The following is a 12,633-nucleotide window of genomic DNA, read 5'->3' on the forward strand; positions in this document are numbered from 1 at the left end:
AAAAAATCTTGAGGCCTATTTTTAGGAGGAAAAATGAACCTATATAGTGATATCTCTACTTTAAAAGGAGTAGGGCCAAAACTAAAAGAAAAACTAAATAAATGTGGCATATTTTCAATAATGGATTTACTTTTATACTTTCCTAGAGATTATGAATTTGTTAACGGAAATAAAAGTGTTGAAGATATGAATAAAGAAGAGAAGCAAATTCTTACTTGCACAGTAACTGGATTTAAAAGTGATGTTCGTACTAAAAATCGCAAAATATTATCTACCGTCATTTTTAAATATGAAAATCAAATAGTTTTAGGAATATGGTTTAATCAACCTTACATAAAAAGAAATTTTATTATCGGTAAAGAATATAATCTTTTAGGTAAATTTAAGAAGAATAAAGATGTTCTTGAGGTTGTAAATCCTTTAGTTACTACTAATGAAACCTTAAAGTCCCAAATCATACCTAAATATCACTTAAAAGGTGATATTAATAATGCTGTTATTGTTAAGTTAATTAATCAAATCTTATTTTCTATAAAGATTAAAGATAACTTACCAAAAGAGATAATTGAGAAATATAAACTTTCATCATTAGATGAAAGTATAAGAAATATACACTTTCCAACTGAAAAAGATATCTTGAAAAAGGCTACAGATAGACTAAAGTTTCAAGAATTATTTACATTTTCACTAAAATTATCAATGTTAAAATATCATTTGAAGAATAATTCTACAGGAATTGAATTTACTATGAGCGAGGAGTTAGTAAAGTTAAAAGAGAAACTACCCTACAGCTTAACTAACGCACAAAGTAAGGTTGTAAGAGAAATTCTTTTAGATCAGAAGAAAAAGATTCCGATGAATAGATTAGTTCAAGGGGATGTAGGAAGTGGAAAAACCATTGTAGCATTAATTGCTATGTTTAACGTTTATAAAAATGGCTATCAAAGCGTGTTAATGGCTCCAACAGAGATTTTAGCTAATCAACATTTTGTAGAAGCACAAAAATTACTAGGTGATTTTAATGTAGATATTGAATTATTAACTGGAAGTACAACTAATAAAGAAAAGTTAAGAATAAAAGAAAAAATAAAAAGCAATGAACCATTAATTGTAGTAGGAACACACGCTTTAATACAAGAAGATGTAGAGTTCGGAAATTTAGGTTTTATAGTAACTGATGAGCAACATAGATTTGGTGTAGAACAAAGAAGTAAGTTAATTAATAAGGGTAAAGAAGTTGATTGCATGGTAATGAGTGCAACTCCGATACCAAGAACTCTAGCGTTATATCTTTATTCTGATTTAGAAGTATCAGTAATTGATGAGCTACCACCAGGAAGAAAAGAAATCAAAACCAGCTTTTATTCTATGGAAAAAAGAAATTTTGCATATAGACTTGCTAAAGAAGAAATTGATAAAGGGCGCCAAGCATATATTGTTTGTCCTCTTATTGAAGAAGATGAGAAGGGAAATTTAAACTCTGTTGAAAAAGTCTATAATGAATTATCCCATGGAATATTTAAAGAAACAGAAATAAGAATACTTCATGGCAAAATGCCTTCAAAAGAAAAAGATAGCATTATAAATGCTTTTAAAAATAATGAAGTTAAACTCTTGATTTCTACTACAGTAATAGAAGTTGGAGTGAATGTTCCAAATGCAACAATAATGATTATCGAAAACTCTGAAAGATTTGGATTAGCTCAATTACATCAGTTAAGAGGTAGAGTAGGAAGAGGAGAATTTGAGTCTCAATGTATACTAATAGGAAATGCAAAAAATCCTGTAACTAAAAGAAGAATGGAGATAATGGTTTCAAGTAATGATGGATTCTATATAGCAGAAGAAGATCTTAAAATTAGAGGTTCAGGTGAGATGTTTGGATATAGCCAAAGTGGAGAAACAGATTTGCTTCTTGCAGATATTATAGAAGATATTAGCATATTAAAATATGCAAATTATGAGGCTAAAAATGCTATTTTATGTAATGATATAGAATATAAGAATTTGTGTATGGAAATACTTAAAACCCTAAAAAATAGCAGTAAATATATATGTTTTAATTAAATTAAATTGTAGAAAATATATCAGTGTGTTAAAATGTTAAAGAAATAAATAGGAGGAGGTTCTTATATGAGAATCATAGCAGGTAAGGCAAAAGGACGTAAATTACTTTCTCCAGCCACATATGAAACAAGACCTACTTTAGACCGTGTAAAAGAATCAATGTTTAGTATTATTCAAAATTATTTAATAGATGCTACAGTTGTAGATGTATTTGCAGGTACTGGTTCTCTTGGTTTAGAGGCAGCAAGTAGAGGCGCAAAGGAAGTATTTCTAGTTGATAAAAGTCCTGTTACATTTCCAATTCTAAAACAAAATATTGAAGCTTTAAAATTTGATGATTTTTGTCATGCTTTAAATAAAGATGCCTATGCAGCATTGAATTTTTTAGCCGATAAAAATAAGGTGTTTGATATTATTTTTATTGATCCACCTTATTTAAAGGATATGATCCCAAAAGCATTAGAAATTGTTAAGGAAAAAAATATGCTGCATGCAGAAGGAATCGTTGTAACTAAAATTGATACAAGCGAAGAAATCTGCGATGGATACAAAGATATTAAGCTAGTAGATACAAGGAAGTATGGTAATACTACTGTATGCTTATATAAGTACAAGGAGGACTAATATGAAAATAGGAGTATATCCTGGAAGCTTTGATCCTATTACAAATGGTCATTTAGATATTATCGAAAGAGGATCAAAGGTCTTTGATAAGCTTATAGTAGGAGTCTTAGTTAATGTAGATAAAAAAGGTTTATTTGACTATCCTGAAAGAGTTGAACTTATACAAAGGGTGACTGCAAAATATAAAAATGTTGAAGTAAGATGTTTTGAAGGCTTACTTATTGATTTTATGAAAAAAGAAGAGGCTAGCGTAATTTTAAAAGGTCTAAGAGCTTTCTCGGATTTTGAATATGAATTTCAAATGGCGCTTATGAACAATAAGTTAGATCCAGAGGTCGAGACTGTATTTATGATGACTTCAGCACAATACTCTTATTTAAGTTCTTCAGCAGTAAAACAGGTAGCTAAATTTGGCGGGCGTATTGAGGGATTAGTACCAGATGAGGTAATTGATGATGTATACTCAAAAATACTAAGTTTATAAGAGGTGTTAAAATGGAAAAAATGGATGTTAATATTATTGAACTATTGGAATACTTACAAGATTTAGTTGAAAATTCTGCTAAGGTTCCAATAACAGGCAAAGTAGTTCTTGATAAAAAAGAAGTGATTGATGTAATTGAACAAATTGTTCATTATTTACCAGATCAATTTAAAAAAGCTCAGTGGGTTGTAAATGAGAGAGAAAGAATACTACAAGAAGCCAATGTAGAACTTGAAACAGCAAGAAAAGAAACTGCTGAATTAATGCGTAAGAACATAGAAAATCATGATTACGTAAAAGAAGCGAAGGTTAGATCTCAAGAAATAATTGCTCAAGCTCAAAGAGAAGCAAAATCTATTAGATTAGGTGCTAGAGATTATGCTGATGAAATTTTAAGTGATTTAGATAAGCAAGTTGAAATAAAAAAAGAGGCCCTTATGAATGAACTAAAAGCCTCTGTAGAAACATTTGCACAAGGCCTTGATGGTACTTTGCAAAATATAGGTGGAACTATTAAAGAAAATATTAAAGAGCTTAGAAGTATGAAATAGTTAAAAATACATAAGTAATAATAGTTGCAAAACTCCCTTGAAGTAATTTGTACATAAAATACTTTTTTAATTTGACTCCATGTTGACTACAAAAAGAACTAATTTGTGCTAAAACTGAAAAACCACAAAAAGATGTTAGAAAACTAATAATACATAACTTCATATTTATGGACAGGCTACTTGAAGAAATAATTTTACATCCATTAGTTATTTCGATCATGCCTAGAACTGTTCCTTTCATTATTTCATATGGAACACCAAAAAGCGAAGCTATGCTATTTAATGAGAGATTAAAAAAGTAGGAATTACTTACTATGGATATAATAACGGAAAATATTATAATGTATCCCGAAATATTTAAGGTGCTTATAATGGCATTTTCTAAGGAATTTTTAAAAATGGTTCCAAAATTAGCAGTTATGTTGATTTTGGAATCATTTTTTTTATAGCTAGAAATAGTTTTAGTTCTAGTAATAAATGCTATTAAAATCATTGAAATATAATTTCCTAATATAAGTATGTATCCATAGGTTTTGTTTTGTAACATTACACTTCCTACTGAACCAATTAAAAATAATGGACCAGTATTTGACGCTATAGATATTAATCTTACATATTCATCAAATTGAACATGTCCTTTTTCATATAGTTCAGATGAATATTTAGCACCAATAGGATTGCCACAAATAATACTTGCTATAATGGGAAAACTACAGTTTTTACTCAATTTAAAAGGAGTGCATAAAAATCTACCAAATAACTTACTGTATACTGAGATTCCACCATAAGCAATAAGCAAATTACATAGAACCATAAAAGGAAGGACTGTAGGTAAAACAGCTTGTACAAATAATTCAGCACCTTTTAAAGATGCATCTATACATAGCTTGGGATTTAGTAAAAAATATATTATTAAAATAGACAATAATACAGTTGGCATTATTGTTATTTTTCCCTTTATTTGAATGATTAACGAAATCGTTAAGATGATTATTAATCCATATAAAATATAAATACTATACATAAGAACACCCCCATATATAGTATTTATATTATGTTTAGTATCTAATTAGAATATTAAGTGGGAATATTCTAATTAACCTTTATTATTTTATATTTCATTCATTTTAATTAGTGGTGACTGCTTAAACTCGTTATCCATTTTTATATTTTTGCAAATTAAACTATAAGCTTTTGATGCTTGAATATCTATTGTGTAGATATCACTAAAAGGTTTTTTAGGTTTATTTATTAATTCAATTGAACTCTCTTTTTTAATTCGTTTAATTATTTCAGCACCTTTTTGATTTAACCCTAGAATTCTTACCTTATCAGGCTGTTTTTTTCTCAGTTCCGTTAGAGGATACTTCTCAAGGCCGATAAAAAATTGGGCTAAAATTCTGCTTATTCTAGTATAAGTATATCTTTTGCTTTTGCAGTTCAATATTAATTCATTTAAGTTATTTGAATTCTGAAGTTCATTTATTATTTTATTATCTAGTCCCTCAGAGGCATCTGGAATTAAGCTTAAGGATTTTGGATCAGTCAATATTTTATATTTAACATATGAAAAGATCTTTTCTTCAAAGGCGAAATCATAATTTTCTAATGAAAGTTTACTTAAAATATTATATGATTCCATTGGAAGATGAGCTTTTAAATCATCAACAACGTTATTTGCCTTAAGGTAATTTCTTATTGATGAAGCAGAGGAAAAATCCTTATTTAATTCCTTATCATTATATAATGCACCTTCCCTTTTAAAAGTGTAAGGTATTATATTGCTTTTAAGTCTAAGTATTGCTTTTAAATATTCTATACCAAGTATATTGTTTGATGAATTTAGTTGTTTCTTTAAATAGTCTTCATCATAAGATAAATTTAAACTTTGCATAATTTCTAGTATTGCTTTACTCCTTGAAACTGCAACAGGATATCCTTCATTTAAAAATTTCTTTATAGTTTCTTTAAATTCGTTACTTTCGTTTGATAGTATAGAAGATATTTGGATTAGTAAATTAATATCTCCACATTCACTTCCAAAAGCAATTGAATCTATTACATTAAGTGAGTTTAGTATAGAAACTGCGCCAGATGCAAAAAATTCTGCTGAAGATACAGCATAAACTGTTGGAAGTTCTAATATAAGATCTATACCATTATCCAATGCCATTTGGGCTCTAGACCATTTATCAATTATGGCTGGCGCACCTCTTTGAACAAAATGGCCGCTCATTAAACAAACTACAGCATCACAATTTGTCAATTTTTTTGTTTTTTCTAAATGCAATTTATGCCCTAAATGAAAGGGATTATATTCAGTTATAATTCCAGCAATTTTCATAATTTCACCTCTTACAATAGGTATTATACATTATAATTCTATAAAATATCAAAATCATATTAAATTGTTAGAAAATTAATATTATTTATAATAATTAAATTATAATAATCTAGGCATTTTTTATCTTTAAAATATTGAAATGCTTATATGAATAGGAGTATATTATAAGGTGTAGTATATCTACGCTTTGAAAGGAGAAATGAACATGGAACTTATGAAAAAAATATGGGAGATGGCAAAAACAGATAGAAAAAGAATTGTCCTTCCAGAAGGAGACGAGGAAAGAACAGTCGTAGCAGCTCAAAAAATAAAAGAACTTGGGCTCGCTGATGTAATCCTTGTTGGTAACGTTAGTAAAATAAAGGAGAAAGCTGAAAGTATAGGAGTAAATTTAGATGGAATATCTATTGAAGATCCTGAGACTTCAGCAAAACTTCATGATTACATTAATGCATTCTATGAAATAAGAAAAAATAAAGGAATGACATTAGAAAAAGCTGAAAAAATAGTTAGAGATCCACTTTATTTCGGAACTATGATGGTAAAAATGGACGATGCAGATGGAATGGTTTCAGGAGCTGTTCACACTACAGGCGATCTATTAAGACCAGGTCTTCAAATAATAAAAAATGCACCTGGAGTATCAGTAGTATCAAGTTTCTTTATAATGATGGTACCAGGATCTAAGTATGGAGAGAGTGGTATGCTTTTATTCTCTGACTGTGCAGTAAATCCTAATCCAAATGCTGACCAATTAGCAGCAATAGCTATTGCTACAGCAGATACAGCTAAAAAATTATGTAATATAGATCCAAAGGTTGCAATGCTTTCATTCTCAACTATGGGTTCAGCTGACCATGAACTTGTTGATAAGGTAAGAACTGCGACTGCTAAAGCTAAAGAATTAAGACCAGATTTATTAATTGATGGAGAAATGCAATTAGATGCTGCTATTGTAAGAAAAGTTGCTGATCAAAAGGCACCAAGCAGTCCAGTAGCTGGTAATGCTAATGTACTAGTATTCCCGGATTTACAAGCTGGAAATATTGGTTATAAATTAGTTCAAAGATTTGCTAATGCAGAAGCTATAGGCCCTATATGCCAAGGTTTTGCTAAACCTATCAACGACTTATCAAGAGGTTGTAGCTCAGATGATATAGTGAATGTTGTAGCGCTTACTGCTGTTCAAGCAATAACAAATAAATAATTGCACAAGGAGAGATTGTACTATGAATATATTAGTAATTAACTGTGGAAGTTCATCTTTAAAATATCAATTAATAGATATGAAAACTGAGGATTCATTAGCAACTGGATTAGTTGAGAGAATCGGAATTGAAGGTTCAATACTAACTCAAAAAGCTAATGGTGAAAAATATGTTGTTGAATCACCAATGAAAGATCATACGGATGCTATTAAGCTTGTTTTAGATGCTTTAGTAAATGATGTTCATGGCGTTATTAAATCAATGGACGAAATCCAAGCAGTTGGACATAGAGTTGTTCATGGTGGAGAAAAATATGCTAAATCTGTTTTAATTACTGACCAAGTAATGAAAGATTTAGAAGATTGTGCTAAGCTAGCACCACTTCATAACCCACCAAATATAATTGGAATTAATGCTTGTAAAGCACTTATGCCAAATACACCTATGGTTGTTGTTTTTGATACAGCTTTCCATCAAACTATGCCAGAAAAAGCGTATTTATATGCAATTCCATATGAATTATATGAAGAAAAACATATTAGAAAATACGGATTCCATGGAACTTCACATAGATATGTATCATTAAAAGCTGCAGAAGCTTTAGGAAAAGATATTAAAGATCTTAAAATCATAACTTGTCATTTAGGTAATGGTGCATCTGTTGCCGCTGTTAAAAACGGTGAATCAGTTGATACTTCTATGGGATTCACACCATTAGAAGGATTAGTAATGGGTACTAGAACTGGAAATATAGATGCAGCAGTAATTACATACTTAATTAAAGAAGCAGGGTATACTGCAGAACAAGTAGATGAAATTTTAAATAAAAAGTCAGGTATACTTGGAGTTTCAGGCGTAAGCTCAGACTTTAGAGATGTAGAAGATGCTGCATGGAACAGAAATGAGCATAGATCTATCTTAGCTCTTGATATGTTTGCATACAGAGTTAAACAATATATTGGTTCTTATGCTGCTATAATGGGTGGTGTAGACGTTATAGTATTTACAGCTGGAGTAGGTGAAAACTCACCAGAAATGAGAGAGAGCATTTTAGAAGGTTTAGATTTCTTAGGTGTTCAATTTGATGCGTCAGCAAATAAGGTTAGAGGTAAATTAACTGAGATTACAAAACCTGAATCTAAGGTTAAAGCTTTCTTAATTCCTACTAATGAAGAGCTTATGATTGCAAAGGATACTTTAGCATTTCTTTAAAATATTTGCCAAGTACCCTTGACTTTTAATCATCTCCTCTATATAATAAATTGTGGTTATGGACTAATTTCTAACTAAGGAGAGTGAAAAGAAGCTTTGACTCAAGCTATGTAAAACATAATGCACCTTATGGGTGTGAGGAAGAAATTCCAGAGTCTTATTTATGATTATTAATCTTTTAGATTTATCAAGTAAAAATGATAAGGTTAAGAATATTAGCTTTGAATTTACTCATGAACCATTTAATTTTGAAGGGGAGATATTTACTCCTTTAGAATCCATTAAGGTTAGTGGATTAGTTAAGGCATATGGAGATATATTAGAGCTTACTCTAGAGGTTAATACAGTTCTAGAAGCTTCATGTTCCAGGTGTTTAGAAAACTTTTCATTCCCAATAGATTTAACTATTGAAGAGAAGTTTACAAATAAATCTACTATAGAAGATGAAGGCATAACCTTCATTGAAGGTGATAACTTAGATATCACCGAAGTAGTTATAAATGATATTATATCAACCTTGCCTATTAAGAGACTTTGCAGTGAGAGTTGTAAAGGGCTTTGTTTAAATTGTGGAACCAATCTTAATAAGAGCACATGTAATTGTGAAACTTATGAAGTTGATTACAGATTAGAAGCCTTAAAGAACTTTTTCACAGAATAAGGAGGTGTAGCAATGGGAAATCCAGCTAGAAAAACTTACAGAGCTAAAAGAGATTCAAGAAGAGCACAAACTTTCAAACTAAGCTTACCTGGCATAGTTGAATGTCCACAATGTCATGAAATGAAACTTGCTCATAGAGTATGTAAAAAATGCGGATATTACAAAGGTAAAGAAGTTGTAGCTTCTGAAAATTAAAGAAAGTCTTATGACTTTCTTTTCTTTATAGTGAATTTTAATAAATTGCATTTATACAGCCTTGTCTTTTAAATTATTAAATGCAATTTATTTTATAATTCTTAAAAATGGGGTGTGGTTTATGAAATTTGTTATTGATGGAATGGGCGGAGACAATGCTCCTAAAGCTGTAGTTGAGGGTGCTGTTGAAGCAATAAAGGCTTTTTCAGATATTGAGATCTACATTACTGGTCCAGCTGAAAAACTAACAAAGGAATTGGAAAATTACACTTATGATAAATCAAAAATAAAAGTAGTTGATGCTACTGAAGTAATTTCCCCTAATGAGCATCCAGTTATGGCTTTAAGGAAGAAAAAAGATTCAAGTATGGTAAAAGCACTAAATCTTGTTAAGTCTGGTGATTGTGATGGCATAATATCAGCTGGTAGCACAGGAGCATTTTTAGCAGGGTGTACTTTGATAGTTGGAAGGATTCCAGGGATTGAAAGACCTGTACTAGCTCCAATTATGCCTGGAAAGAATGGCAACTTTATGGTTATTGATGCTGGTGCAAACGTTGACTCAAAACCACACTATCTTCCACAATTTGCACTTATGGGAAAGGTATACTATAAAAGTGTTACTGGAGTTAATGAACCATCAGTTGGATTAATTAATATAGGTACTGAAGAAGAAAAAGGTAACGAGCTTACAAAAGCTGCCTATCCACTTTTGAAAAATACAGATATTAATTTTGTAGGAAATGTTGAGCCAAGAGAAGCACCAAAGGGTGATGTTAATGTATTAGTATGTGATGGATTTGTAGGAAATACATTACTTAAAACTTATGAAGGCGTTGCTTCAACACTTTTAAATATGCTTAAAGATGAAATAAAAGCCTCAACCATTGGTAAAATTGGTGCTTTATTTTTACTTCCTGTCTTTAAAAAACTTCAAAAAAAGTTTGATTATAAAGAAGAAGGTGGTGCACCTTTTTTAGGAGTTCAAGGAATTTGTATCAAGGCACATGGAAGTTCTGATGGTAAAGCATTCAAAAACGCAATAAGGCAAGCAAAAATTTTCTATGAAAATGATATTTTATCTAAGATAAAAATAGAAATTGAAAAAATAAATAGGTAAAATACTTTTATATTATTAAAATAACAACATATTCTAATTTAGAATATTGACGTCAAAAAATATATATAATATTATCTAAGTAGACGGAAGTGGAGGTGAAATTATGTTTGAGAAAATTAAAGAAATTATAGCTGATAAGTTAAGTGTTAATGTTGATGACATTACTATGGAATCATCTTTTATAGAAGATTTAGGAGCTGATTCACTTGATATAGTTGAATTAATTATGGCATTAGAAGATGAATTAGAAATGGAAATTCCTGATGAAGATGCTGAGAAGTTTACAACTGTAGGAGATGTAGTTAACTACATTAAAGCACAGGGTGATGAATAAATAAGATCCCGCAAATTGCGGGATTTTAATTTTAAACTAGTGTATTCTTGAATTTGTTAAATGAACAACTTGAAGAATATACTTCGAGGAGAGATAATATGGAGTTAATGAACTTTGAAAAAAAGATTGAAATTTTTTTCGCTGATGAGAATTTTTTAAGAACAGCCCTTACACATTCCTCTTTTGCTCACCAATACAAAAATGTTGATCATAATGAAAGACTTGAATTCTTAGGAGACTCTGTATTACAGTTGACTATAACTGAGTACTTATTTAAAAAATATAGTCATAAAAGTGAAGGAGAGTTAACTAAGATAAGAAGTTTAATAGTTTGTGAAAATTCACTTTTCCAAATTGCTAAGACCTTAGAATTATCTTCCTTTATTAGAATGAGTAAAGGTGAGGAATTGACGGGTGGTCGTGAAAGAGCTTCGCTTTTAGCTGATGCTGTGGAAGCTGTAATCGCAGCAATCTATTTAGATAAAGGTTTAGAAGTGGCTAAAAATTTTATTTTAATTAACTTTGATCCAATTATAAAGATGGCTATTAAAAATGAAATTATTTTAGATTTCAAAACACGATTGCAAGAGTTGCTTCAGAAAAAAGGTGAGGTGGAAATTTCTTATCATCTAATTAAATTTGAAGGACCTCCCCATAGAAGAAAATTCTTTATAGATGTATTTATCAATAATGAAAATTTCGGTTCAGGTGAAGGATACTCAAAGAAGGAAGCAGAACAAAATGCTGCTAGAAAGGCTTTAGAAAACTTGGAGGCAAGAAATGGGTAAAAATTATTATATCATTCCTTTGTTTGTTCCACACGAAGGGTGTCCGCATAATTGTGTTTTTTGCAATCAATCAAGAATAACTGGTGAGAGTGAAAGAGTAACTAGGGATATTGCTATAAAGACTATTGATGAGTACCTTGAAACAATAAATAGTAATAACTCAACGGTGGAAGTATCCTTTTTCGGAGGAACTTTTACTGCAATTAGAGAAGAAAATCAAAAAGAATTGCTTGAGGTTGCAAAACACTATAAAGATAAAGGCTTGATAGATAAGATTAGATTAAGTACTCGTCCCGATTATATAAATGAATATATACTGGACTATCTAAAAGAATATGGAGTAGATATTATTGAACTTGGGGTACAATCTCTTATTGATGATGTGTTGAAACTTTCAGGGAGAGGACATTCAAAAGAAGATGTGGAAAATGCCTCTCGTTTGATTAAGGATTATGGGTTTACATTAGGTCATCAATTGATGATTGGACTTCCAGGAGATACTTTAGATAGAGATATTCAAAGTGTTAGAGATTCAATAGAGATGAAACCGGATATTGCAAGAATATATCCTGCATTAGTAATAAAAGATACTCCAATGGAAATAATGTATAAAAGAGGAACATTTATACCATATACATTAGAGGAAGCAGTAGAAGCTTCAAAGATTGTTTTTAAAGAATATAAAAGCAATGATGTTAAGGTTATAAGAATAGGACTTCAGCCTACAGAAAACATTACTTTAGGAAAAGATATAATCGCGGGTCCATTTCACCCAGCGTTTAGGGAATTGGTTGAAGCAAGTATATTAGAAGAAAATTTACTGTCAATTGCAAAAGAACATATCAGTTCAAGCTCATTTGACATTCTAATAAATCCAAAAAACTTATCTAAGTTATATGCTGATAAGAAGAAATATTTTAATGATTTAAATTCTAAATTAAAAGATATAAATATTAATGTAGTTCAAGATTCAGCTATAGATAGAGAGTCAATAATTATAAAATCTGGTGCAAATGAATTTAAAATTAATTTATAAACTTTAATA

General features: G+C 30.1%; 14 protein-coding genes. 12 read left to right on the top strand and 2 right to left on the bottom strand.

The window, feature by feature from the left end; all coding sequences use genetic code 11:
- Window positions 1-33 precede the first annotated feature (33 nt).
- The 4 genes from recG (at window position 34) to JK634_RS03420 (ending at window position 3,726) form a co-directional block, all read left to right on the top strand.
- Window positions 34-2,067 carry an ATP-dependent DNA helicase RecG gene (gene recG / locus JK634_RS03405; RefSeq protein WP_202766219.1) on the top strand — a complete coding sequence of 678 codons (2,034 nt, stop codon included), beginning with the start codon at window positions 34-36 and terminating at the stop codon, window positions 2,065-2,067.
- Between the two features lie 66 nt (window positions 2,068-2,133).
- Entirely contained in the window at window positions 2,134-2,691 is a 558-nt protein-coding gene (rsmD, locus tag JK634_RS03410; RefSeq protein ID WP_202766220.1) for a 16S rRNA (guanine(966)-N(2))-methyltransferase RsmD, read from the top strand.
- Between the two features lies 1 nt (window position 2,692).
- Window positions 2,693-3,175: a pantetheine-phosphate adenylyltransferase gene (coaD, locus tag JK634_RS03415; protein WP_202766221.1), complete on the top strand. Its 483-nt coding sequence runs from the start codon at window positions 2,693-2,695 to the stop codon at window positions 3,173-3,175.
- A gap of 11 nt (window positions 3,176-3,186) precedes the next feature.
- Complete coding sequence (locus JK634_RS03420; RefSeq protein ID WP_202766222.1) at window positions 3,187-3,726, top strand: ATP synthase subunit B family protein; 540 nt, start codon at window positions 3,187-3,189, stop codon at window positions 3,724-3,726.
- Here the strand turns inward: JK634_RS03420 and ylbJ are convergent.
- Window positions 3,710-4,750: a sporulation integral membrane protein YlbJ gene (gene ylbJ, locus JK634_RS03425; protein ID WP_202766223.1), complete on the bottom strand. Its 1,041-nt coding sequence runs from the start codon at window positions 4,748-4,750 to the stop codon at window positions 3,710-3,712. The two genes, JK634_RS03420 and ylbJ, sit on opposite strands and share 17 nt — an antisense overlap.
- Window positions 4,751-4,837: 87 nt before the next feature.
- Window positions 4,838-6,070, bottom strand: a complete 1,233-nt coding sequence (locus tag JK634_RS03430) for a nucleotidyltransferase (RefSeq protein ID WP_202766224.1) — start codon at window positions 6,068-6,070, stop codon at window positions 4,838-4,840.
- A 205-nt stretch (window positions 6,071-6,275) separates the two neighbouring features.
- On the opposite strand from JK634_RS03430, the gene pta reads away from it, so the two are divergent.
- The 8 genes from pta (at window position 6,276) to JK634_RS03470 (ending at window position 12,624) form a co-directional block, all read left to right on the top strand.
- The gene (pta, locus tag JK634_RS03435; RefSeq protein WP_202766225.1) at window positions 6,276-7,277 is read left to right on the top strand and encodes a phosphate acetyltransferase; all 1,002 of its coding nucleotides are present in this window, start codon (window positions 6,276-6,278) and stop codon (window positions 7,275-7,277) included.
- A gap of 22 nt (window positions 7,278-7,299) precedes the next feature.
- Window positions 7,300-8,490, top strand: coding sequence for an acetate/propionate family kinase (locus JK634_RS03440; protein ID WP_202766226.1), 1,191 nt, complete (start codon window positions 7,300-7,302; stop codon window positions 8,488-8,490).
- 163 nt (window positions 8,491-8,653) lie between these two features.
- Window positions 8,654-9,151 (top strand): YceD family protein, encoded by a 498-nt coding sequence (locus JK634_RS03445; RefSeq protein WP_202766227.1) that lies wholly within the window; start codon window positions 8,654-8,656, stop codon window positions 9,149-9,151.
- 12 nt (window positions 9,152-9,163) lie between these two features.
- A complete protein-coding gene (gene rpmF / locus JK634_RS03450) occupies window positions 9,164-9,346 on the top strand; it encodes a 50S ribosomal protein L32 (RefSeq protein WP_202766228.1) in 183 nt (60 codons plus the stop codon).
- Window positions 9,347-9,467: 121 nt separating this feature from the next.
- The gene (plsX, locus tag JK634_RS03455; RefSeq protein ID WP_202766229.1) at window positions 9,468-10,466 is read left to right on the top strand and encodes a phosphate acyltransferase PlsX; all 999 of its coding nucleotides are present in this window, start codon (window positions 9,468-9,470) and stop codon (window positions 10,464-10,466) included.
- Window positions 10,467-10,569: 103 nt separating this feature from the next.
- Window positions 10,570-10,800 carry an acyl carrier protein gene (gene acpP, locus JK634_RS03460; protein ID WP_202766230.1) on the top strand — a complete coding sequence of 77 codons (231 nt, stop codon included), beginning with the start codon at window positions 10,570-10,572 and terminating at the stop codon, window positions 10,798-10,800.
- Between the two features lie 98 nt (window positions 10,801-10,898).
- Window positions 10,899-11,588, top strand: a complete 690-nt coding sequence (gene rnc, locus JK634_RS03465) for a ribonuclease III (RefSeq protein ID WP_202766231.1) — start codon at window positions 10,899-10,901, stop codon at window positions 11,586-11,588.
- Window positions 11,581-12,624 (top strand): elongator complex protein 3, encoded by a 1,044-nt coding sequence (locus JK634_RS03470; RefSeq protein ID WP_202766232.1) that lies wholly within the window; start codon window positions 11,581-11,583, stop codon window positions 12,622-12,624. The genes rnc and JK634_RS03470 overlap by 8 nt, the downstream gene beginning before the upstream one ends.
- Window positions 12,625-12,633: the final 9 nt, after the last annotated feature.

It is taken from the genome of Clostridium paridis (assembly GCF_016765615.1).
Classification (GTDB): Bacteria; Bacillota; Clostridia; order Clostridiales; family Clostridiaceae; genus Clostridium_T; species Clostridium_T paridis.